Annotated in this window: 15 protein-coding genes; 4 read left to right on the top strand and 11 right to left on the bottom strand. The window is 62.4% G+C overall.

Translation table 11 applies throughout. The features are described 5' to 3' along the window. The coding region (locus AC07UR_RS32610; protein ID WP_494700480.1) for a peroxidase family protein at positions 1-7,055 on the bottom strand (7,055 nt) is incomplete at its 3' end. A gap of 429 nt (positions 7,056-7,484) precedes the next feature. Between AC07UR_RS32610 and AC07UR_RS32605 the strand changes: the two genes are divergently transcribed. Both AC07UR_RS32605 and AC07UR_RS32600 read left to right on the top strand, forming a co-directional pair. Further along, a complete protein-coding gene (locus tag AC07UR_RS32605; protein ID WP_209793086.1) occupies positions 7,485-8,957 on the top strand; it encodes a sensor histidine kinase in 1,473 nt (490 codons plus the stop codon). Next, positions 8,950-9,609: a response regulator gene (locus AC07UR_RS32600; protein ID WP_173421159.1), complete on the top strand. Its 660-nt coding sequence runs from the start codon at positions 8,950-8,952 to the stop codon at positions 9,607-9,609. Before AC07UR_RS32605 ends, AC07UR_RS32600 begins: the two co-directional genes overlap by 8 nt. Before the next feature lie 147 nt (positions 9,610-9,756). On the opposite strand, the gene AC07UR_RS32595 is transcribed toward AC07UR_RS32600, so the two are convergent. The 9 genes from AC07UR_RS32595 to AC07UR_RS32555 form a co-directional block, all read right to left on the bottom strand. Beyond that, positions 9,757-10,689 carry a sugar phosphate isomerase/epimerase family protein gene (locus tag AC07UR_RS32595; protein ID WP_209793085.1) on the bottom strand — a complete coding sequence of 311 codons (933 nt, stop codon included), beginning with the start codon at positions 10,687-10,689 and terminating at the stop codon, positions 9,757-9,759. A 101-nt stretch (positions 10,690-10,790) separates the two neighbouring features. Next, positions 10,791-11,672: an ABC transporter permease gene (locus AC07UR_RS32590; protein WP_209793084.1), complete on the bottom strand. Its 882-nt coding sequence runs from the start codon at positions 11,670-11,672 to the stop codon at positions 10,791-10,793. Beyond that, positions 11,669-12,550: an ABC transporter permease gene (locus AC07UR_RS32585; protein ID WP_209793082.1), complete on the bottom strand. Its 882-nt coding sequence runs from the start codon at positions 12,548-12,550 to the stop codon at positions 11,669-11,671. Before AC07UR_RS32585 ends, AC07UR_RS32590 begins: the two co-directional genes overlap by 4 nt. Further along, a complete protein-coding gene (locus tag AC07UR_RS32580) occupies positions 12,543-13,622 on the bottom strand; it encodes an ABC transporter ATP-binding protein (protein WP_209793080.1) in 1,080 nt (359 codons plus the stop codon). Before AC07UR_RS32580 ends, AC07UR_RS32585 begins: the two co-directional genes overlap by 8 nt. A 120-nt stretch (positions 13,623-13,742) precedes the next feature. After that, positions 13,743-14,894, bottom strand: coding sequence for an extracellular solute-binding protein (locus AC07UR_RS32575; RefSeq protein ID WP_173421154.1), 1,152 nt, complete (start codon positions 14,892-14,894; stop codon positions 13,743-13,745). Positions 14,895-15,012: 118 nt separating this feature from the next. Continuing rightward, entirely contained in the window at positions 15,013-15,864 is an 852-nt protein-coding gene (locus AC07UR_RS32570; protein ID WP_234942076.1) for a ChaN family lipoprotein, read from the bottom strand. A 14-nt stretch (positions 15,865-15,878) separates the two neighbouring features. Then, a complete protein-coding gene (locus AC07UR_RS32565) occupies positions 15,879-16,610 on the bottom strand; it encodes a hypothetical protein (protein WP_209793078.1) in 732 nt (243 codons plus the stop codon). 44 nt (positions 16,611-16,654) lie between these two features. Further along, positions 16,655-18,355, bottom strand: coding sequence for an ABC transporter ATP-binding protein/permease (locus tag AC07UR_RS32560; RefSeq protein ID WP_209793076.1), 1,701 nt, complete (start codon positions 18,353-18,355; stop codon positions 16,655-16,657). Between the two features lie 65 nt (positions 18,356-18,420). Then, positions 18,421-20,739: a TonB-dependent hemoglobin/transferrin/lactoferrin family receptor gene (locus tag AC07UR_RS32555; RefSeq protein ID WP_209793074.1), complete on the bottom strand. Its 2,319-nt coding sequence runs from the start codon at positions 20,737-20,739 to the stop codon at positions 18,421-18,423. A 431-nt stretch (positions 20,740-21,170) separates the two neighbouring features. On the opposite strand from AC07UR_RS32555, the gene AC07UR_RS32550 reads away from it, so the two are divergent. Beyond that, positions 21,171-21,704 carry a hypothetical protein gene (locus tag AC07UR_RS32550; protein ID WP_210264513.1) on the top strand — a complete coding sequence of 178 codons (534 nt, stop codon included), beginning with the start codon at positions 21,171-21,173 and terminating at the stop codon, positions 21,702-21,704. A gap of 233 nt (positions 21,705-21,937) precedes the next feature. Beyond that, a complete protein-coding gene (locus tag AC07UR_RS32545; protein ID WP_173421150.1) occupies positions 21,938-23,254 on the top strand; it encodes a hemolysin family protein in 1,317 nt (438 codons plus the stop codon). Positions 23,255-23,305: 51 nt separating this feature from the next. On the opposite strand, the gene AC07UR_RS32540 is transcribed toward AC07UR_RS32545, so the two are convergent. Then, on the bottom strand, positions 23,306-24,352 hold the full coding sequence (locus tag AC07UR_RS32540) for a glutathione synthase (RefSeq protein ID WP_209793071.1): 1,047 nt from the start codon (positions 24,350-24,352) through the stop codon (positions 23,306-23,308). Positions 24,353-24,357 lie beyond the last annotated feature (5 nt).

Here is a 24,357-nt window from a genome sequence, read left to right as displayed (position 1 = left end):
CCCGACAGCACATCGTCGCCGTCCTCGCCGCGCAGCACGTCGCTGCCGGCATCCCCCGACAGGATGTCGCTACCGCCACCGCCCAGAAGCACGTCGGCAACAGCACCACCGAGCAGAACATCCGCAGCAGACGTGCCGATCAGCGTGCGCGCCGCAACCGGCAACGGTGTTTCGCCACCGTCCCCATCGCCAGAGCCGTCGCCGTCGCCGGAGCCAGAGCCGCAGGTGTCGTCGTCTCCATCATCATCGTCATCGTCGTTCACCGGAACCAGGGTCGGCGCAGCACCGTGGAAGGTGATGGTGTGCTGGCCACTCGAAAGCGTCGTGGTGCCGTTGCCGTTGTCGGTCGCCACATAGCTTGCCGGATCGGCACCTGCCGGGATCTCGACCACGTCCTGCGGACGAAGCGTGCCGACGATGGTGTCGCGCCCGCCGTTCGAGCGGAAGACGATGCGATGTGCCGAGGTGAGGCTGGAAATGTCGACGATGTCATCTCCGCTCGAGCCTTCAATGGTGATGGTCGAGTAGTTGAGGCTGGTGCTGTCGAAATTGCCGATGACCTGGATCGTGTCCGTGCCGCTGTTGCCGCCGTCAGGGGCGCCGTTGCCGTTGTTGGCGGTCACGTTCAGATTACCGACGACGATTTCCTCGATGTTGTCGAGTTCGGCCACAACGGTCTCGACGCCCGCCACTGTGCGGGTGATGACGATTTCCGTCGAGGCGAGGAATGCGGTGTTGAGACTTGCCGCAAGCCCACCATTCTGGCCGTTGGTGACCGCATAGATGCGGAACTGTTCTGCGCCCTGCGCGCCCGACAGGCGGTAAGTGTCGCTCCCGGTTCCGCCATCGACGATGTCGCGGCCCTCGTTGCTGGTCTGGTCGATGATGTCGTCGCCGCCGCCGGCGAGGATGACGTCGTTGCCGGCACCGGCGTTAAAGGTGTTGGCGCCATCGTTGCCCACCAGGATCTGACTGCCGTTGCCACCGGTGATCGTGCCCACCGTGTCATAGCCAAGCGAGACGTTGGCGTTATCCGCGTTGCTTCCCGTCGCCGTGTAGGTGAACTGCCCGCCGGCCGCACCATTGGTAGGGTCGGTAAGCGTCACCGAGCCGGGATTGGTGGCGAGGCTGACACCCGTGAGGCCATTCGCGTTGGACACTGCCGTCACGTCCAGCGTACTGTCCGGATCGACGTCGTTATAGAGGAATGCCCATTCCGGAATGATGATCGCCGTGCCGCGCGCCACGTTCGTGACGATGCTGTCATCGTTGGCGACCGTCGGATCCTGAACCGCGGTGACATTGACAGTGGCGGTTGCGACCGCGCTGTTGCGAATACCGTCATTGACCGTCACCGCGATGGAACGGGGCGTCGTGTTGGGGTTTTCAGAGGTGTTTTCGAAGCGGACGGCATCAAGCGCTCTCTGGTAATCCGCAGCCGTTCCCGTACCCGAAAACTGCAGGACGATCTGGCCATTGGCGGCTGTCTGCTGGACCGAGATGCCGGCCGGGCGGCCATTGCCGGTCGTGGCCGTCAGGACGTCTCCGGCGGCAGCGTTGGTCAGGACGACCATTGCGGAGACGATCTGCTCGTTGCTCGCAATTCCGGCGAGGCTCGAGATGCCGACTGCGGCCTGATCCTCGACGAAGGTGCTGGTCCAGCCCGTCGATCCATCGTCGATCGGGCGGGTGAACTGGACGTTGACATTGTCGATACGCACGGTTTCGTTGCCGGCGTCGACGCCGCTGAAGAGGAAACGGATTGCGGCGGTGGCGGTAAACGGCCCCGTCAGTGTCAGGCTCGCCGTGCCGTTGTTGGAGGTGCTGTTGAGCGTCTGCAGCGTGGTGAAGTTCTGGCCGTCAGTCGAATACTGCACCTGCAGCGTTTCGCCGTTGTCGAGGTTGGCCTCCTGATAGCTGAAGCTCAGCGTCGCGGTGCCGTTGCCAACGGTCGACAGGTCGACGCTGCGAGTGATCGATGCGCCGGCGGGTGTAGAGCCGACCCCTGTATCCTGCCGGAATTCCAATTGGCCGGCACTGATGCGGATCTCGCCCGTGGTTGCCTCATTGCCTGCCCGGTCGTTCGCTTCGGTCCAACCGGTGGTCCAGGGGATGGATCCGTTGGAATTGGCGTAGCTGGCCGTTGCGAACTGATCGCGATAGTTCTGGGTTTCGAAGGCATGCAGGTCCACGGTCGGCAAACGAAGGTCGAGGACCCGGTCGGCGAACTGGATGCGTTCGATGTTGAAGAGCCGGTCCGTGCCCTCGGCTTCGAGGTTCCTGCCGGTTTCGGGGTCGACAATGCCGACCGTTGGGTTGATATGCGAGACGGTGACGCTGCCGTCGTCGTTGTACGTGATCTCGTAATTCGCGAAATCGTCGTAGTAGACGGCGGTGTCGACATCGCCTTCATTGCCGCCGTCGAGAATTTCCCGGACCACCTGCAACTGCTTCGGCTTGATCTCGCCGGAGAACAGCCGCGCCTGGATGTCGGCGATCGAGTCGATGCTAAACGGCGTCCAGATCTGGCCGCGGGACAGATCCGGCGATACCAGGATGCGCACGTTCAACCACTTGTCGCCGTCGATGATGTCGTTGCCGCCCATGCCGCGGATGATGTCGGAACCGCCGCCACCCAGGATGATATCAGAGCCGTCGGATGTATCCATGACGCCAAGCAGCATCTCGCCTGCCGGATTGATCGGGTTGCCGTTGGCATCGAGGTTGTGCGGATTGTAGATCTCGAAGCGTTGCAGGTGAGCGACGAGGTCGCGCAGGCCGGCAATCCGGTCGACGTTCTTCTCGAGAAGCGCGTTGGAGAAGCTTTCGATCGGCGCATCGGGCTCGACCTGTGCCGCATTGCCGTTCGGATCATAACCACCGATCACCACGTCGCGGCCGGTGAGCCGGTCGTTGTGATCCCAGCCCGACAGGCCTTCGACCAGGTCGTAGCGGTCCCGGACGATGTTGTTTTGCTGATTGACGAAGATGCTGATGTTCATGTTGGCATCGGCGCCATAGTCGTTGTTCTGGAACGACGTCCAGTCGAAGCCGGCCATGCCGTTCGAGCGGTTGATGCCGATGCCCTGCACCATGATGTCGTCGCCGGATTCACCGTCGAAGTCGGTGTCGTTTTCGCCGGCGATCATCACGTCGTGGCCGATGATGCGCGAATTGAAGAACAGTTCGGAGTTGTCGCCGGTGAGCGTCGTCATGTTGCCCTGGGCTTCCATCCAGTCGTCGCCCTCGTTGCCGAGGATGACCCCACCGCCAGTGGGCGCCCGGATGAAATCGTTGCCTTCACCGCCCGACAGCGTCTTCTGGTCTTCGCCACCGGCCAGAACGTCGTTGCCGTCGCCGCCGAAGACGAGGTCTAGGCCCATGCCGCCATTGATGATGTCGTCGCCGCCCTCGCCCTTGATCACGTCGGCCGCGCCGATATCGGTCCCGCTGTCGGTGATGATGTCATCGCCATCGCCGCCATGCAGGTGATCGACGCCGAAGCCGCCCTCGATACGGTCGTCGCCGCCTTCGCCCCAGATGGTGTCGTCGCCGGAGCCGCCGATCAGTGTTTCGCCGGCATTGGTCCCGCCGAGGACCACGTGCTGGTCACCGGTAAACCGGAGATAGTTGGCCGCACGCACGACGAGCGAGGTTGTGCCCGTGATAGCAGAGATGACGTCGGCTTCGCCGGTCGGGTCGGCACTGCCGATCCCCTGGTTGTACTGCTTGGACTGGTCCATCGCGATGATGTAGTCGGCTGTCTGGAACGCGGCCCCGTTGATATGCAGGCCGGTTTCTTCGGTGTCGGTGTTGCGGCGGATCAGGTCGGCGAAGCTGTCGCTTTCCAGTTCGTTCAGCAGGTTCTGACCCTGTGTGCGGCTCAGGTAGTAGAAACGGTCGCCGTTCTGCAGGTTCTGGATTTGCAGCTCGAAGACGTAGGTGAAGGTGGAGCCGAGCATGCCGCCGAACGGCATCAGCGCTTCGGCAAGACCCCCGATCCAGAAATCGACCTTGTTGAGGCCTGTCTCCGTGTTCGCCCAGCTGCCAGTCGAATTGAGATAATCAAGGCGCGCCTGACGCTCGGCGGCTGTCTCCCCGGCAACGCCGAACACCAGATCCCAGGCGGCGTCGCGCTTGGCTTCCGCGGTCGTGGCGCCGATGATCGCATCATGCGTGCCATAGGCGGCAATGAAGTTGACGACCGAGAGCGGGTTCTTGATATGCTGGGCGAAGTCGGCCCAGCTCGTATAGGGCTTGAGGTAGGTGTCGTTCGTCTGCTCGTAGATCTGCCGCCGGGCCTCGTTGAGTGAGGGCACGCCGGTTTCTCGGGCGCGGGCCATGTTGAGTGCCGCCAAATCCAGCGGCAGGCCCACGAGGTTGTTGCGCAGCGCGCTGGTCATGAATTCGTCGATTTCGTTGCCGACCTGGCGGGTCATGCCGCGCAGGATGGCGCCGGACGCCGCATGAGCATCCACACCCGCGCTGTTGAAGATCACCGGGTTCAGGAACGCATCGATCAGGCCGACTTCTTCAGGGGTTGCCGCGTTGTTGCTGAGCTTCAGCATTTCGACGTTCTCGGCGAGCATCGAGTGACCGAAGCGATAGACGACCTGAGCAAATTCCTCGTAGATCACCGCGTCGATCTCGACCGAATGCGAGAACACGAACGGATCGATCTGCGGGGCAACGGCGCGGACGAACTCTTCGAAGACCAGGTGCTGGTAGACCATTTCGGTGGAGAAGCGGGCCGCCTGGAAGAGGCGCTCGCCGTCCCAGATCAAGCCAGAAAGGTCGGTGGGCAGGCTTGTAACATCGACCAGGAGCCATTCGTTGAGCAGCGCCAGATCGCCTTCGGCCAACACCGTCGCCTTGATGGCGTCGACCTGGCGGTTGTGCTCGCTGTGGAAGATCGAATGAGTCGCGGTCAGCGCGATGTTCTCGTTGCCGCGGCCGTCGCCGACGATGAAATGCGCGTTCAGCAGCTCGTCATCGTAGGTGAGGTTGAAGCCGAACTGGTTCGGGATGATCGGGTTGCCGGTGACATTGTCGGCATCCGGCAGCACGGCCACCGGCGCGGTCGTCGGGTTGCGGTCGTGGTCGATCGGGGCGCTCGGCACGGCATTGTGGGCAATGTCGTTGAGGAAGGCACGGCCGGCACTCAGGCTGGTCAGGGCATCGAGCGGATCGGCGAGATTGCCTTCGACCGGCCCTGCCGTCGTTACCATCAGCGGCAGGCCGTTCGCCCCGCGTACGAACTCGCCATAAAGGTCGGTGACGAGAAGCGGCACACTGTGGACGTTGAGGTCGCTGAGCTCGATGCCGAGCAGCTCTCTTGCCTGAGCCTTGATGTCGGCCCATGTCGGAGGTCCGCCGGTAGCGCCTTCGAGCATCTGGCCGGTTGCCATCGGCTTGCCGCCGATCATTACATATTCGCGCAGGAAAACCTGGTGCGAGGGGTTCGAGGTGTAGACCTGGTTGAGGTCGATCCAGGGCGTGGTTTCGTTGCGATGATCACGGATGTCGTCGGACGTCCCGACCTGGCCGTCAGGCCCGGCATGTACGGCGTCGTTGGTCGCGCGGGTGAGAACCATGAAGTTGGTCAGGCTGCCCGGCACGTAGAGCGGGTCATCGGGCTGCAGCGGAATGATGACGTTGCCGCTGCCACCCTTGGCGGTGAGGTCGAGGCCGTGGTCGAAGAACTGGCCGAAAATCGTCATGAACCCGTTGAAGGAGGCGGTGTCGCCAAGGTCGGCGGCAATGTTCTTGATGAAGACGTTGTCGCCGTCCATCGTCACGCCGTGTGACGTGACTTCGGCAATCACGGCAGCATCGGCGGCCGCTGCGGCAGCGACGGCAGCTGCCGTTGCGGCGCCGTCAGTCGGAATGGCATCGCGCGCCTCGATCGCGTCGGCAAGGGCGTCGTTTGCCTGGGCGAGGTCGTTGTTCGCATCGCTCAAGGCCGCATCGGCATTGGCAAGAGCGGTTGCCGCATCTGCAGCCTCCGCCTGGGCCACGTTGACTGCGTTGGACAGCACTTGCTGCTCGGCGATGGCGTCCTGGAGGACGGAGATCGTCGCGGCATGTGCCGACTGAGCCGAGCCAAGGACAGCAACCGCATCCTCATGATCCTCGACGGCCTGGGCATGAACGATCTGTGCTTCTTCACGGGCATCGACAGCCGCCGCATAGGCTGCGGCATTGGCAGGACTCGGGTCATTCTGGAAGGCGGCGAGCGCATTGGCTTCGGCCTGCTGGGCGAGGCCCAGATTGGCAAACGCAATGTTCTTGGACGCTTCCGCGGCGGCGGCCGCAGCTGCAGCGGACTGGCTGGCGACGAGCGCGGCGGCGACGGCGGATTGGGCCGCGGTGACGACGGAGGCATGTCCATCGCGTGCTGCGACGGCTGACGCCAGCGTCGCGTTGGCGGCGCCGAGGCCCTGTGCGGCGACTGCCTGCCCGGCCGCTGCCGTATCGAAGGCGGACTGTGCTATGGCCTGCGCGGTTTGCGCATTCGCGACGATAACGTTGGCAGCAGCCACGGCGGCATCAGCGTCTGCCGCAGCGTCGGCGACGGCTGCATGCGCGGCCCGGGCCACCGCCTGCAACTGCATCACCTCGCCAATGATCTGCAGTGCCTGCGAGCCGGTGATGCCGACGGAGGCAAGTGCGCCGGAAATGGCGGCCGGATTGTTCAGGGACTGATCGGCCACGATGTTGGATATCATGCGCGGCTGGCTGTCGTAGACCGAACCGCTGAGATCTGCGTAGCTGGTTGGCAGGCCGTTGCGGATGTTGGTTTCTGCGGCCGCATAATTTGGTGTCAGCAGCCGGGCCATCACCTGGTCCGAAGAACCAAAATGCGTCATGTTCGGCTGGAAGTTGTTATACGAGCCGTCAACGGTGCGCAGGCCGTAGGGAAGCAGCGGGCTTGATACCAGCTGCTCGAGCGCTGTCCGGGGGTCGGCGCCGCCTTCGATGGCGGCCGTGTGCGCCTCAGCGATCTTGATCTGCTTCAGGATGAAGTCGAGGTCGTTTCGGTTAAGCTGTACCATTTTCCCCTCCGTCGGCCGTAACGCAGCCGCGCCCGCCGGTTTTTGCCAAAGTTTCACCGCCCGGCGGGCAGGCGTCGCCTGCGCCCGTCGGCTGCAAATCGTCTTCTTGTCCGATCTCTTGATCAGGACCTTCGTGTTGATGCTCAGATGTTCGGAGGAAACGGCGAAGAAAGAAACGTCGCAAAGTCGGGCGAAATTGCCGACGAATGTCGCACCGGCAGTCCGACCAGTGTCGGCGCGGCAGGTAGAATAGGACCGCAGGGGATACTGGACTTAGGTCCAGATATATTCCAACCCTAAGATGTTGTTCGCTGACGCTCTTTCAATTTATGAAAATACTGCGATCATCATCCAGCAAGGCAGCGTCTTGATTTTCGTGCGCGGACAATTTCGACTTCGCGCACGACCCGAAGGAGGGAGCGGCGCAGTTTGACTGATCTTCTGGGTGGCATGGCGGGCAATACTCCGGCACAGCAGCGGCACCTTGATCCGGTGGCGGGCGGGCGGTGGTCGTTGCCAGGCGCCTGGTTCCGCCGACAGACCTTGTCTGTCCAGTTTCTGCTGGCGAGCAGCGTGCTCATCCTTGTTGCCGCCGCGGTCGCCGGCTATCTGATTTCCGAAGAGGTTTCCAAGAACGCCGCCCACGATCGGGCGGCATCGACAGCACTTTTCATGCAGAGCATCCTGGAGCCGATGGCCCAGGAGTTGGACCAGGCAAAGGAACTGTCACCGGCGACGATCGTGAAACTCGACCACCTCTTCGCCGACGAGCAATTCCGCAGCAGCTTTCCCTATTTCGAGCTCTGGCGCCCGGACGGGACGGTGGCCTATTCCACAACCCGGCAGCTGATCGGTCGCCGCTTCAATCCGCCGGCGGGGCTCGTGCGGGCCTTAGGCGGCGAGGTTGCCTCCGAGTATGCCGACCTGGGCGCCGACGAGCACACGCTTCGCAATTTCAGCATGCGCTATTTGGAAATCTACAGCCCGGTGCGTCGTGCCGACAGCGCGGCGATCGTCGCGGTTGCCGAGGTGCACGAGGACACCGAGCTTCTGCACCGGGAAATCTTCGAGGTGCGGCTCAGCAGCTGGATCATCGTCGCAGGTGCCTCCGCCCTGATCATGCTTGGCCTGTTCGGCATCGTGCATCGCGGCAGTGCAACGATCGAGCGACAACGCCGGAAACTTCAACAGCGCGCCGACGAGGCCGAGCGGGTGTCGGAAGAAATCCGTATGCTGCGCGACCGCGCCCGCCTGGCCTCCTTGCGATTGACGGATTTCAACGAGAAGCTGACCCGCGGCATCGGCGCCGATCTTCACGACGGGCCGGCACAGCTCATCGGCTTTGCCGTCCTGCAGATCGAACCGGCGCGCCGCGCCAAGACCAAGGGAGAGCGGGAGCATTCTCTGGAGGCGATCGGCCGGACCCTGGAAGAGGCACTGCACGAAATCCGCATGATCGCCCGCTCGCTGCTTTTGCCCGACATCGACAGGCTCAATCTGGAGCAGGTCGTCGCGCGCGCCGTCAAGCTGCACGAAGCGCGCACGGCTACCACCGTTCTCGTCGAGACGTCTGGCGCCCGCATCGCCCTTCCGACCGTCATCAAGACCTGCGCCTATCGCTTCGTCCAGGAGGGGCTCAACAACGCCCACCGCCATGCCTCCGGCAACGATCAACGGGTGACCTGCCACATCGATGGTGCGATCTTGAAGCTGAGCGTGCGAGACGGCGGAAGGCGCCCGGGCGAACCTGCTCCACAAGGGACTGCCGATGGTGGGCTTGGCATTCATGGCCTGCGCCAACGGGTCGAAAGCCTCGGCGGCACGCTGGAGTTCGAACCGGGGCCGGCAGGCGCGGTGTTGACCATGACGCTCGATCTTGGAGGGGGAATGCTTGATGAGTGAAACGACCTCGGTCATCGTCGTCGACGACCATTCCCTGTTTCGTATGGGTGTGCTGCAGGCGCTCCGGTTGGAGGAAGGTCTCTCGGTGATCGGCGAGGGCGGCACGAAGGCGGAAGCGCTCGGTCTTGTCGAGCGCTTGTCGCCCAATGTCGCCTTGCTCGACATCTCCATGCCGGGCAACGGCATCGAGGCCGCGCGCGATATCACCAGCCGGTGGCCCGACACCAAGGTCGTGATGCTGACCGTCTCGGAGGAAGACGACGATGTGCTCGAGGCGCTTGACGCCGGAGCCGCCGGCTACGTCTTGAAGGGCACGCCCGCACCGGAGCTGGTTGCGGCCATCGTCGCGGTTGCCGAGGGGCGGTCCTATATGTCGCCCAATCTCGGCATGCGGCTTTTCGGCGTTATCCGCAACAGGACGGAGGAGCACAAGGCCGGCAAGCTGATCGATGCGCTTTCGCCCAAGGAAGAGATCGTCTTCCGCCTGCTCGGTCGCGGCTACACCAATCGCGCGATTGCCGAGGAAATGGGTGTCCAGATCAAGACCGTCAAGTTCCATGTCAGCCGGCTGCTGGTGAAGCTCGGAACGAAGAACCGCGTTGAAGCGGCGCTGATGGCGCAGCGGCATTTGAGCAATCCGGGCAAGCCGTGACGGCCTTCGAGCGGGTTGTCCGCTCAGTCTTTTGCCACGTTCGAACTGTCGCACATCCCGCGGCCAAGCGGCGGCAGTGGACCGGTTCGGTGCAACGCAACACATCAGCCATGCGTTGTGCTGCACCTCCTCCACGTTTACCCCTCGTTACGCGACCTTGCTTCGGTCCTGTTGCCCTGCGATCCGGGCTTTTCCGGCAAGTCCTCGTGTGATGTCGACGCATTCCCGGGCGGCATACCAGTAACGGGGGTCGAGTTCGATGTTGAAGACAACGCCTTCAGGGAACTCGCACGCCTCAAGGAGCTGCGTCCAGGGAATGTCACCCCATCCGACCGGCAGATGCAGGTCACCGTTTCCGTACGCCAGGCGTTCGCTTTGGGTATAGGCCCAGAGATCGTCCTGGCGGCCGAAACTGTCATGAACGTGCAGATGGCGTGCGACAGGCGCCAGCGCTGCAATCTCCTCCACGAAGCTTTCCCTGCGTCCGTCGGCATCCAGTTTGATGTAGCTGTGGCTGAAATCGATTGTCGCCATGATGTGAGGATGGTCGACGATCGCGATCTCCTGCGCCAGCCGCTTGGGGCTCGAGGCATGCTTCCAGCCATCATACTCGAACAGGGTCTCGACGCAGATGATCAGGTTGCGCGCCCGGGCAAGCTCGCCTGCCTCGGCGAGCAGTTCGCGCTGGCGGGCATAGGCATCTTCGATTTTCGCCGCCTGGGTCTCATGGGTCAGGCCGGAATGCAGGACATAGTGAACAGCGCCGACGGCGGCGGCGACATCGAGCGACGCTTCCAGCACCTCGATATGGCGCGGCGTATTTGTCGGTCCGTCCATGAGGTTGATCGCCAAAGGACCATGTACCGAATAGGCAACGGCGCGGCCCGCGCAGGCCGTCTTCAAGGCGGAAAGCTGGGGCGCCCTGACCCTCCCACCGATTACGAGGTCGTAGTCGAAGGTCGGCAGTTCGATGAGATCGACGCCCAGCGCCTCGATCATATCCAACTCTTCACCGAGGGTCGTGAGGTCGCCGGCCCGGTTTTTCGCCGAGATGCCAACACCGAAAGCACCGTGTTTCAAGGGCTATTCTCCATTGTGTCTGATTGAGTGTCTTGGCCGCCCTTCCGCCTTCGAGCTGTCACGGCGTGCCGCGCCGCCGCCCGGGAAGGGAGGCGATGCGTTTACGTTGCCGGTCCTGCCGCAATGCGCTTGCGACGCCGAATGACCTCCCATGCAATCGCGCCAGCAAGCGTGGTGATCATCATCACGAGGCCGAGTGCATTCACGACCGGCGTCAGGCCCGCTCTCACTTTCGACGCGATGAAGATCGTCAGCGGCGTTTCGGTGCCGCGAACGAAGAGCGTGGTGTTGTAGTTCTCGAAGGACTGAAGGAAGGCGATGAAGCATGCGCCCACCAGCGCCGGGCGCAGGAACGGCAGCAGGATTCGGCGAAACACATAGATGCGGGAGGCGCCCAAGCCGAGGGCCGCGTCTTCCATCGTTCTGTCGAAGCGCTGCAGCCGGGCTGCCACCATCAACATGACGAACGAGATGATGAAGCTCGACTGGGCAAGAATGCTGAGCGCAACGCCGCCGCCGATGCCGACCTTGCGCCAGAACAACAGAGTGGCGATACCGATGACGACGCCAGGTGTGAGCAACGGGGACACCATCAGCGCATAGAGGATGTTGCGGGCCCGGCCATGCAGGCTGGTCAGCACCAGGGCGGCGGCGGTTCCGACAGGCAGCGAGATGGCGATGACGCCGGCCGCGATCACGGCGGAACTGCCGAGCGCCTTCAGCATTTCTGCGTCGCGAAACAGGGCTGCGATCCACATGTCGGTCGTCCCAAGCCAGGGAACGATTGTCGGAAAGCTGCTCCTGTTGAACGTCGCTGCCGCCAGGATCAGCAGCGGCAGCAGCAGATAGGTAAGAAAGAACGCAAAATAGAGGCGGAAGGCGAGGCGCGGCAGTCCGTCGAGAACGCGAGACGCCCGGGTTTTCAGGCGACCTGCAGAGATCGGCCGGACAGGGTTTGAAGCTGGTGTGCTCACATTTGTCATTTGACGGCACTCGTCAGGTTGACCTGGAAAAGGCGCAGCATCCCAAGGACGGCGATGAGGCATAGCACCAGCAACGTGACGCCATAGGCCGCGCCGCGGTTCCAGTTGCCGCTTTCGAAGAACCAGTCGTAGATCAGCTGCGTGAACCAGCGGCTGCCCGGTGCACCGAGCAGCGCCGGCGCCATGTAGCTTCCGGCGGCCAGCATGAAGGTGAAGACGCAGCCGGTCGCGATGCCTACCTTGGCATGGGGAAGGACGACCCGGCGATGGATGCGCACCGTTCCGGCGCCAAGGTCGCGGGCCGCATCGATCTGTGCGTGATCAAGCGTGCTGACGGCGTTGTAGATCGGCAGGAGCATGAACAGCAGATAGGCATAGGCCATGCCCGCCAATACGCCGCCGTCGCCATACCACCGGACGGGTTCGCTAAGCAGTCCGAGGTGGACAAGCGCGGCATTCAGCGGACCGTCGAAGGCCAGGATGATGTACCACGAGAGCCCGCGCAGGACCTCGTTCATCAGATAGGGCACGGTCAAAAGCACGAGCAGGGCCGATGTCTGCCTTGGTGTCGAAACCTGCCCCAGCCAATAGGCGATGGGATAGCAGATGACGAATGTCAGCACTGTCACGAGCGCGCTCGACCAGACGGTCTTCAGGAAGATCCAGCCATGCGATGGATGGTTCCAGAGGTAGAGGAAATTGTCGAGCGAATAGCCGTCCTTCGGGCCGCCGAGCTGGGCGGCAGGCAGGTTTGGTCGAAGGGCGAAGTCGAGCATCGTCAGGTTGGGAACGAGCACGAGACCGGCCAGCCAGAAAAGCACCAGCAAAACGAAGCAGCCACCCAGACGCTTGCCGAAACGTTGGGTAATCTCATTCATGGGCGAGAACGACCGCGTCTTGCCGGGAGAAGCCGGCGACGAACGGCGTGCCGATGTCGGGCGCCTCGCCGAGATGCTGATGGGGAATTGCCAGCTGGACGCTGAGCGGGTCGCTGTCATGCGGAACGACCGCGTGCGCGGTGGCAAAAGCACCTTCGAAATCGAAACGCTTGGATACCGCCGTCAGACGGTTCTCGGGTTCCTGGCGGTTGAGAGAAAGCGATTCCGGCCGAACATAGAGGCGCGCTTTCATCTGGGGTTGAAGGTTCGCACTGCGGCGTCCGACAAAGCGACCGTGCGCACCTTCAAGAACCGCGTAATCGCCGAAGGTGTCGACCACGGTGCCGGACATGATGTTGTTCTCGCCGACGAATTCGGCGACGAAGGCGGTGGCCGGGTTGGTATAGAGTTCAAGCGGCTCGCCCACTTGCTGCAACTCGCCGGCGCTCATCACCGCGACGCGGTCGGACATCGCCAGTGCTTCCGATTGATCGTGGGTGATGTAGATGAAGGTGACGCCAGTGCGTTTCTGGAGATCGCGAAGCTCGGCGCGCATCCGCTGCCTGAGTTTGAGGTCGAGCGCCGATAGCGGCTCATCGAGAAGCAGCACCTTGGGCTCGATCGCCAGCGCGCGGGCGATCGCGACGCGCTGTCTTTGCCCGCCCGACAATTCGTGCGGCATGCGCTCGCCATAGCCGGGCAGCGCGATGAGTTCCAGCAAGCGCTCGGCTTCCTGCCGTCGGCGGGCCTTGCTCATGCCGCGCACTTCAAGACCGAAGGCGATATTCTCCCAGACCGGCATGAGTGGAAAGAGCGCGAGAGACTGGAAGATCATCGCGGTCGAGCGGCGGTTGGCCGGGATGTCGCGCATGTCCTGACCGTCGATGACGATCCTGCCCGCGGTTGGCTGCAGGAAGCCTGCAATCATGCGCAACAGCGTGGTCTTGCCGCAGCCCGACGGGCCGAGGATCGAAAAGAACTCTCCCGACCGGACTTCGAGGGACATGCGCCGGATCGCCAGGCTGGCGGCAAAGCGCATTTCGACGTCAAGCAGGCTGACGGTATTGGTCATGGCAGCAGATATTCCCGGGGATGAGGAGACGGGCGACGCTTGCCTTCAAGGCCAGCGCCGCCAACCGCATGCGTGTCACGCTCGCGCGCTTCGGTTTACGTGTTGTTCGGCGGAAAACCGTCAGGCGCTGAGGAAGCGATCCTGGTACTCGGTGCGCAGTTCGACGAACCAGCTCTCCTGCACCGGCCACCACCACAACTTGTCGAGTGCGTCGGCCGGGTAGGCTGTTTCGAAGAAAGCCTTGGCATCGGCCGGAAGCAGCGCTTCTGCGCCCTTGGCAGTGGTGTTGACCTTGGCATGGCTGGCGTACATGGCGCCCGCCTCGGGCGTCAGCATCCAGTTGATGAACGCATAAGCCTGGTCGATATTCTTGGCGCCGATCGGAAGGGAAATGCCTTCCATCCAGGCGAGCGCGCCTTCCTTCGGCGCGATGTAGCCGATCGGCATGCCTTCCTGCTTCAGGCCGGCAGCTGTCGAATCCCATGTCTGGCCGAGGATACAGCCGTTGGTGCGGAACGCGCCCTGCGCCTCGTTCTGGCTCGACCAGAACTGTGCGACGTTGGCCTTGCGGGCGAGAGCCTCCTCAAGGACGACATCGTAGTTGGCGCGCATGGCCTCCGGATTCTTGAAGCTTTCTAGGAATGGCTTCGGCAACTTGCCTTGCTGCTCGAGCCACAGCGCCAGGCCGACGAGAGCGGAATGGCCGCGGACGGTGACCTTGCCAGCCATTTCCGGCTTCCACAGATCGCTGTAGGAGGCGGTGCCGTATGTCAGCGGTGCCTTTTGCGTATCGAAGGCGATGGCTTCCGTGCCCCAGTCGGTCGGCACCTGATAGCGTTTTCCCTCGACCACGGCGCCGAGCGTCTCGGAGCTCTTCACAGCACTTTCGATGCAACGGTCCCATTCGACGCGCTTTTCGTCGATCGGCTGAACGAGCGAGGCTTCGACATAGTTCGGAACACGGTCGAGCGCCGGCCAGATGACATCGAAACCCTCGCCCTGATTGACCTTCATCAGGCTGAGGATTTCATCGTTGGTGCCGTAGGGCGTGTAGCTCGCCTTGATGCCAGTCGCCTTTTCGAAGGCTGCGAGCATTTCCGGAGAAATGTAACCGGCCCATGCGCTGATGCGAAGTTCACCCGAGCTCGATTGAGCAGCCGCGCTACGCGCGACGAACGGCGCACAGACGAGCGAGGCCAATGCGCCGCTCAGGACTGTGCGCCGTTTGAGGTTGAAGGAATGTCTCGTTGTCGCCGGCTTGTCTTGCACCATGGTGGCACGCTCCTGAATTTGGGCCTCATCCGAAAACCGCGGATGAGTTTGCAGGCGGCGAGTAGCACCCGGGTGTAACAGTTGAACGACAGGGAAACCGACGGCACGGCGGAAGCGTTTACACCTCGTCGCGATTGCGCTTGGCCACCGCGTGCTCGACCGGCGGCAGCCGGTACATGGCTGCCGCCATGTCGTGCTGCTCGGCTGCGATCTGCTCGTGATCACTGGGCAGAAGCACGGCGACGTCCGTGAAGCCGAGATCGGCCAGCTGGTAGGGCGTACCGTGACCATATTCCAGATGGCCGCGCCCGATGATGCCGACGACGAGCGCGCCGCCATCAGCATGCGCCTCGGCGATGTTGCAGGCAAAGGCGCGATCCCAGGTCTGCTGCGCCCGCACGAAGCGGTCGAAGGCAGGGTCCTCAGCCGAAGTGGCTTTCCGCGCCGGCGATCCGCCGCCGGTGATATCGAACAGATACTGCCGATAGGCCGGCGTCGCCGGCTTTGCCGGGGTGACGCCGTCGCGGTCTTCGGGTGCTATCGCCTCCCAGCCGAGTTTGCCGACTTCCGTCACCAGCGCCCGCCGGCAATTCAACGCCTTCATCGGGATCCTGAACTGCCGGCAGAAATCGAAGATCGGCATGTAGAGATCAGCCGGAAATCCCCAGACGGTTTGCCAGCCGACCTTGTCGAGAAACTCCGCATTGGAAAGGTTTCCCGCCACCCACGCGTCGAGGACCGGCTGGGTACTGCGCGGAAACATCTCGAAGCCGACGACAAGGTTGGCATTGTGGGCGTAAAGGCCGGCCGTGACGTGAAGCTGCCAGCGATGGATGTCGTAGCGGTCGTGCGTCTCGCCGAGAAGCACCGCCTGTTTGCGGGACAGGCCGTTCATCAGGTCGTTGTGGCGGATTTCTTCGCCGGTCGAGGGCACGATCCATGTGCCCGGCTTGTGTTCGATTGTAGTCAACGCCGTATCCTCGATCAGTTGGCCAGGCGAAACGCCGCAGCGGTCTTGGCGCGAAGGGTGAGCCCGGTGGGGTGTTCGTCCTTGCCGTATGCGACAAGCACGACCTCGTCTTCGGTCGCCTCTTCCTGCCAGCGCGAGACGGTGCCGCCGAGCAGATGAAGATGGAAGTCTGATGTCATCACATTGATGAAGCCCATGGCGGGGCTCACTTTCGGGACGACGCCACTCCAGCGCTGGGAAAAGCCGGGCTGATCGAAGGCGATGACGATGGTCTCGGCTGAAGCGAGTGCCGCATTGAGCGGCGCGAGGCCTGGATCATCCGTGGCGACGTCGGCTCGTTCGGTTCTCTCGGCCTTTGGCCGTTCAACCGGGTCGACCTCGGTCGCAAGACCGGCAAGGGCTGTCTCGAACGGTTCGAGGCCGCCGAAGCCGACGATGCTGAAGACGGGTTCCCCATCGGCGCCGTTGAAATCGAGCCGCGGATAGACCTGTTCCTGCATGACGCTCGACGTGTCGATGACGACAGTCGCAACAAGCCGCGGATCGAGGCGGCTGTCATGATCCTGTCCCCGACAGACAAGGAAGGCGCCGTCATCTTCGACATGTTCGACGGGGCCGATGCGTTCGTGGGTGACGCCATTGCGTTTGCCGATGATCATCAGCTTGCCAATATCGGGCAGTCTGCGCACGACCGTATCAGGTGTTTCGAGAACGTAGCGGCGGGTTGCGGAGGCAGAATCTGTCATGTGTTGTCTCACGGTTGCGGAAGGGAACGGGATAGGTTGTGCTGCTAAGCGGCGGCCAAGGCTGGTGTCGGCATCAGGTCGATGGCTCGGACGTCGAAAGACATTTGTGGCGCGCGATGGGCGATCAGGATCAACGCGGTCTGGGGCAGGCGATGCCGGACCAGTGACAGGAGTTTCGCCTCGGCCGCGGCGTCGAGCGCGCCCGTCGCCTCGTCAAGGATCGCCCAGCGCGGCGCGTGTAGCAGCAGGCGGGCGATGGCCAGCCGCTGCAGCTCTCCGCCGGACAGCCCTTCGGGCGCTTCGAGACTGGTAGCCCCGTTATCGGCCATGCGATGCTCCAGTCCGACGTCGCAAAGTGCAGCGCGGATCTGCTCCTCGCCGAAACTTTCGACCGCAGATGGATAGGCGGTCGCTTCGAGCAGCGTGCCAAGTGGCAGGTAAGGCTTCTGCGGCAGGAACATCCAGCCTTCCTGCGGCCGCCTGATCTCGCCGGTGCCATGTGGCCAGAGACCGGCAACGGCTTTCAGCAAGGTGGTCTTTCCGATGCCGGATGGACCGCGCAGCCAGACGCACTCGCCGGTGCTGATCGTCAGATCCTCGATGGTCAGAAGGCTGCGGCCATCGGGCGTATCGAGCAAAAGGGCGTTCAGACGGAAGACATCGCTTCGTCCCAAGCGGTGAATGCGGGCGTCAGGGCCGGTGCTTGCGGCTGCCGACTGCATGAAATTATCCAGGCGCGAGGCGGTGGCGACGAGGTCGGCAAGGTCGCGATAGGAAAAGATGAACCAGGAGAGCGTTGTTACGACCTGCGAAAAGGCGGTGCTCAACTGCATCAATCCGCCAAAGGCGACATGGCCCGCGAGATAGCCCGGCAGCGCGACGAAGAGCGGTATCCGCAGAACGGAATGATTGAACGGATAGGTGAAGCCGCCGAGGATCAGTTCGCGGGTGATCAGCTTCTTCCAGTTCGCCGCAAGCGCGTCGAAGCGGGCGCGGAATATCCGCTTTTCGGCGTCTTCTCCGTTCGAAAGCGCAACCTCGTCAAAGCTTGTACGCCATCGGGCCATCGCATAGCGGAAGTCGGCCTCGCGGTGTTGCTGCTCGGAGAAAAGGCGCTTGAGCGGCCGGCCGAGCAGGTGCGTCAGCCCGCTGCTGACCGCGACATAGAGAAACGCCGCCCAGACCATGTAGTGCGGTATTTCGAGGTCGATGCCCATGAACGCAAGCGACAGGGGAAAGTCGGAAAGGCCCCAGAGAATGGCGATGAACGAAACCAGTCCGACGACGCGGGAGATGAGGTCGAGGGTCTCGCTGAGCATGCCGCTGACGAACAGCCGGCAATCCTCGGCGATACGCTGATCCGGGTTGTCTATCCTGTCGGTCTTGGCCTGCGCCAGATGCCAGAAGGCCTTGTTGGCCGTCCAACGGTCGATGGCGATATCCGTCAATGTCCGGCGCCAGCGGATTTCGAGAATCTTGCGCAGATATTCTGCCAGCAGATGTCGGGCGGAATTCAAGGCGATGATGGTGGCAAAGATGCCGATCTGCCTCAAGACCCCAGGTGCATCGACCTTTTCGACCGCCGAATAAAAGGCGCCGGTCCATTCGACCAGGCGCACGCTGGCATAGACGCTGCCGAGCGTCAGCGCGGTGATGAGCAGGAACAGCGCCAGATTGACCTTGCCGCCGGGCGAGCGGACGCAGAGGCCGATGAGGCGCCGGAATTGGCCGGCGATCTTGAACATGCTGCGCTCCTGCCTTGGGAAAGAGGGGCATGCGCGGCCGCTGCCGCGCATGCCTTGCTCGTCGATCAGAAGCGCACAGTTGCGCCGAGCTTGAACACCCGGCCCGGAGCGGTCTGCAGCTCGAGTGGGTTGACGTTGGCTGTGGCGACGGATGCGGGGACGCGATCATAGCCAGTGAGGGTGTTGGGGAAGTAGCGGCGATCGAAGATGTTCTCGATGCCGGCCGTCAACTCGACGTTTTCCCTTGGCGTCCACTTCGCGTAGGCATCGAAGACGGCGTAGCCCGGAACCAGATAGTCGGCAGGATCACTGTTCTGCGTGCGTCCCGCTGCGAACGTACCGAAGACTTCGAACTGAAGGCCGTAATCGGGCAGTTCATGCTTGAGGCCGAGGACGGCGGTGAGCGGCGTGGCCCCATCGAAGGCGGTGGTCGCCGCCCCGGCAGATGTGCGCTGACGCCCCTTGCTCCAGGTGATGTTCGCCGATGCTGTCGTGTAGTCGAGAACTTCGTATTCGCCGCCGAACTCGATCCCCCACAACGCCACGTCTTCGACGTTGTTGGAGGTGTAACCAACGACCGGGACTCCGCCAGGACCCGTGACGGTGATGGGTTGAAAGCCGCGAATGAAGTTCGTGTAGTCAGCATAGAAAGTTGCCACGGTGAAATAGCCGCGATCCAGTTCGCCACGGAAGCCGATTTCGTAGCTGTCGACCGATTCCGGCTTCAGGTTGGGGTTCGGCACGAGCGAACTGCCGGTGAATGGGTCGACGCTGGATTGGAAGAGCTGCGCCGACGTCGGCATCTTGAAGCCCTCGCCATAAGAGGCATAGGCCGAATAGGTATCGTCGAATTTGTAGATGGCACCAACCCGCTTGAGAAGTTCGGTATTCTCCTGCTTTTGCGGGCGGAAACCCGGCAGGCCCGGATAGCTGGCGTCACCCGTCGGATCGATCGAGTAGTGCGCAAGACGAACACCGGGATTGACGGTCAGTTGGCCGTCTAGAAACTCGATGCTGTCCTCAAGGTAGAAGTCGGCACGCTCGGTGTCGACACGTGGGAAGCTGAAGCCCTGGTTGATCGCCGTGGTCGTTGTGCCCGTCAGCGAATTGTAGGTCCTGTTGATACCGGCGTAGTCACCCTTGGTGCGGTCGCCGTCGAAGCCGTAGGTCAACGTGTGGTGCGTGGATCCCAGGTCGAAGGACGACTTCATCTGGATATCGGCTTCAAGAAAGTCTTCGCTGTAGTTGCGGTACTGGTCATGCAGCTGGATGCGGTTGGAGTAGACGCGGCGCTGCCGGCTATCGGTCTCGCGCTTCTGCGGTGACCACGAGAGGTTCCAGTTGACGCTGTCGAGCCACGCTGCGCCGACCTGCCAATCATGTTCGAGCGAAATGCGCTTGCGGCTCATCTCCAGGTCGCGAACGTAAGGGTCGTTCACATAGGCCGTCGTCGATGGGATCCCGGTGGCGGAGGCCGACATGTCATAGAGTTGCAGCACTCGCGTGTCGCGGCCGAAAAGCTCCCCGGTCAGCTTGAACGTATGCTGCGCGTCCGGTGTCCAGACGACCTTCGCAAGCGCGTTGTCCACGTCGGTGTCGGCAGGGAACAGGCGGTCGCAACCGATGTAGAGGCGCGAGCAACCCCAGATGCCGCCGTCAGCGCGCGCCTTGCGGAGTTCCGCTTCGCTTGACGAGACCTGGCCGTAGCTGCCGAGAACTTCGATGTCGCCGAAGTCGTAGGCAGCCGTTACCTGCTTGCGCCAGCTGTTGTCGAGGCTGTCATAGCCGGTCCTGACCTCGACGGCCCAGGGCTTGGTCGGGTCGGTCAAAAGATCCGAGGGATCGAGCGTCTGGAACATGACGGAACCGCCGAGCGCATCGGCACCCCATAGCACCGAGTTCGGTCCGCGGACGATCTCGACGGATTTGAAATTGCTCATGTCGAAGAAGTCGCGGCTACCGTCGGTGATGCCCTCCTGCACACGCGAGCCGTCGACCGTCAAAAGTACGCGGTTTCCGCCCATGCCGCGGATGGTGAAGCTGTTGAGCTGGCCCCACGGGTTGGTAATCGAGGTGGTGCGGTTGACGCTGACACCGGGCTCATGGCGAACCAGGTCCTGGATGTCGCGCACATTGTGATCGGTGATCTCTTCGCGGGTGATGACCGAGATCGACTGCGGCACGTCGAGGACCTTTTTTGCGCCGCGCGTCGAGGTGACGACGATGCGCTCAAGCGGCGTTTCTTCCTGCACGCGCCGGGCGGTCTTGTCCTGCGCCTGGGCGTGCGCCGGCAGCGCCAATGTCAAGGCGGCGACGCCGGTCAACAGTGCCCGGCGATGCTTGCTCGCCAGGTTGTGAAGTTCGAATGTTGTTGCAGTCCCCATGCCCGACCCCTCGAGAATTGAATAAAATCAATGCGAGGCCTTGTACTGAAACATGAGTGAAAGAATCAAGTTAAAATATGGCGTGTCCCGTTTTGTCGCACGTCATGTCGCATTTCGACTGCTGGCAAGCAGCGCCAGCGGGCAACGACACGGCGTTGGCCGGCGAGCTCGAAACGGTGGCAAAGAAAGCGCTCGCGCCTGTTCGTGAGGGCAAATTCGGACGGCGCGCGAACGAAGCCGTCAACGGCAGCGTCCTCCCGGGCTGCGACGGTTTGACCCGTGGAAACGAGGGCAGCAAGGCTCAGGAATGTTGTGATCTTGGTGGATGGCCGGTTGAATCCTTGTCGGCGTTGGACCATGCCTGCAACTCCCGATCGAAGAGCGCCCGTACGCGGAAGCCCTCCCATCACCGGCCAATTGGAGTTATCAGTTTGTTTTCAAGAATTTTCCTGCCGGCAGCCGCCATTGCCACCCTGTCGAGCCCGGCTGCAGCCTTTGCCTCCGGAAACGCCCCAGCCTTCTACGATGGTGCCCTTTGCAAGCCGCCCTACACGATGCAATCGGCAACCGAACTCTATGACGCCGCCGAGAAGCTGGCGAAACCCGACACATCGTTGCTGACGGCATACGTTTACAAGCTGCCGTCCGACATCGGGCAGGACGGTTTCAAGACCCATGAGGTTGTCTTTGCCGGGAGCTCCGTCGGCGTCCTGATCGAAGGGGCGCGTGCAGATGAGCTGGCGGCTCGCTACCAGCTGGAACCTGAAAAAAGCAGCATTCTCGGCACGTCGACCAAGGGCTATGCGCGGGTTCTGCCCGATGCCGAGCAGCCGACGGCGGACATGGGAATCGTTTCGGTCGTTGCGCGTGAAAGTGATGCCATCCCGGGCAAGACATTGCTTGCATGCGAGTTCGTATCGCATGCGGATCGGGAAGCACTCAAGAGCCTTGAAGGCGGTAACTAAAGCACCGTGTGTTCGGAGCAATGCGCCAAGGATTCTTTAGTTTGTTGATTCTAAAGCATCTTTCCGCATTCGGTGGTTCCGCTTGAAAGCGGAATGCTCCAGAGCCAAGCGCATGACGGGATGCAAGCAGCATCATGAAGAATGCCTGTATCCCGTCTGACGTGTGCGGCAAGAGCATGTTAGGCTGACCGCGGTATCAACAGTACGAGGCGCCCCGCGCCCGAAGGGAGACTATGTCCGGCTCGGATGGCAGTATTTTCGATTATCTCGGAATACTGGCCGTGTTTCTGCTCGTTGCCGCCAACGGCTTTTTCGTTGCGGCTGAGTTTTCCCTGGTGTCCGTCCGGCGTAGCCGGGTGACGGAGCTTGTGGCGCAAAGGCGCATGAATTCGGGCGCACTCCAGCATGCCGTCGACAATCTCGACGCCAACCTGGCCGCCACCCAGCTCGGCATCACCATATCGTCCCTGGCACTCGGCTGGGTGGGCGAGCCGGCTCTGGCGCACCTGATCGAGCCGCTGTTGAAAGCGCTGCCGATGGCCTGGGCATCGTTCGGCTCGCATGCGATCGCGGTGGCGATCTCCTTCATCATCATAACAGCGCTTCACATCGTGCTCGGGGAGCTGGCACCGAAGAGCCTGGCGCTCCAGCGCAGCGAGGGCACGGCCCTTGCGGTCGTGCGCCCGCTCGGGCTTTTCCTGTTTCTGTTGCGTCCGGCTATTCTCACGCTCAACGGCCTCGGCAATCTCGTGCTTCGCCTGGTCGGGCTGCGGCCGGGCACAGGCGAGGCCTCGATGCATTCGCCGACCGAACTGAAGCTGCTTGTCGCCGAAAGCCAGGAGGCCGGTCTTCTCGACGTTGCCCAGCAGGAACTGGTCGAGCGGATCTTCAACATCGGCGACCGCCGGATTTCCGATTTCATGACGCCGCGCATGGAGGTCGACTGGATCGATGCCGACGACACGCGGGAGGAGATCCTTCGCACCATCAGGGATTGCCATCACGAGCAGTTGCTGATCGGCCGTGGCGGCATCGACTATCCGCTGGGCATGGTGCTGAAGAAGGATCTGCTCGATCAGCTGCTCGACGGCCAGACGCTCGACCCCATGAAGGCGATGCGCGAACCGCTGGTGCTGCACGAATCGGCACGCGTCTTCCGCGTCCTCGAAACGTTCAAGACGGCACCCGTCCGGCTGGCGATCATCGTCGACGAATATGGCAGCCTTGAAGGCATCATCACACAGACCGATCTGCTCGAAGCGATTGCCGGCGACCTGCCGGATACGGAGGCGAACGATCCCGACATCGTCACCCGCTCGGACGGCTCGCTGCTGATCGAAGGGCTAATGTCGGCGCACGACGCCTTCGAGCGGCTCGGTATTCGCGATCGTCCCGAAGGCGATTTCCACACCATTGCCGGTTTCGCGCTGCAGATCCTTGGCCATCTTCCGCATGTGGGAGAAACCTTCGATTTTCAGGATTGGCGCTTCGAGATCATTGATATGGACGGCATGCGCATCGACAAGCTTTTGGCGTCACGCCAGGAGTGACGCCAGGGCCTTAGAGTTCGCCTGGTCCGGCCGGCCAGGCGAAGGGACCACTCAAAGGGTCGCCAGCGCCCGGTTGGACAGGGCGCCACCATAGGCCTCGCGAATGGCAAGCTTGTTTTCAAGCGCGATCACGATCTCCTCGGCGAAGTCGATCTTGTGCAATGCCTGAATGTTGGGCAGCCCGCCGGGCGTGAAGACGTTGATCTCCAGCACCTTGTCACCGACGATATCCAGCCCCACCAGGAACATGCCGTCGTCGATCAGCTTGGGGCGAAGCTTTTCGGCAATCGCCAGTATCGCCGGGGTAATGGTTGCCGCCTCAGCAGTGCCGCTCGCATGAATGTTGGATCGCACTTCGCCCTTGGCAGGCACACGGCGGAAGGCGGCATAGACGTCGCCGCGCACCAGCGGACGGCCGTTCATCAGGAACAGGCGGATGTCTCCGGCGGTGGCTTCGGGCAGATAGCTCTGGGCGATGAGATAGCCGACCTCGCTGACGGCTTCGAAGATCTGGTTGAGATTGGCCTCATCGCTGGACTTGATCTTGAAGACGTTCTTGCCGCCCGATCCCTGCAGCGGCTTCAGGATGACGCCGTCGCGATGGTCGTCGATGAAGGCGCGGATTTCCTCGATGTTCTTCGAGATCAGCGTCGTCGGGCGCACGGCCTGGGGAAAGTCCTGGAAATAGAGCTTGTTCTGCGCCAGCGAAAGACCGGAGGGATCATTGACGACGATCGCGCCGCGTTCCGAGGCGAGCCGGCCGAAATTGGCGCCGACATTCGCGGCCCAGGGGCGGCCCTCGGCATCTTCCGAGGGGTCGTTGCGCAGGAACAAGACGTCGACCTCGCTGACGTCGACCACGCTCATCACCGCATCTTCGGCCTTCAGCGCCGAAATGAACGTTTCCGGCTTTTTCGGCTTGGTGCCGTTGAGGCTGCGCGCCCGAATCATCAGCCTGTCGTCGGGCCGCAGGATGAAATCCGCGGGTGTGACGTAAGAGATTTCGTGCCCTCGGGAGAGCGCGGCGAGCGCCAGAGACGTCGTCGTGTAGGACGCCGTTTCCAGCTCAATCGAATTGACGAAGAAGGCTATGCGCATCAGGT

It is taken from the genome of Ensifer sp. GW821-FHT05G01, from assembly GCF_059419585.1.
Note: the sequence above shows the minus strand (reverse complement) of the source record. Positions and strands in the feature narration are given on the sequence as shown.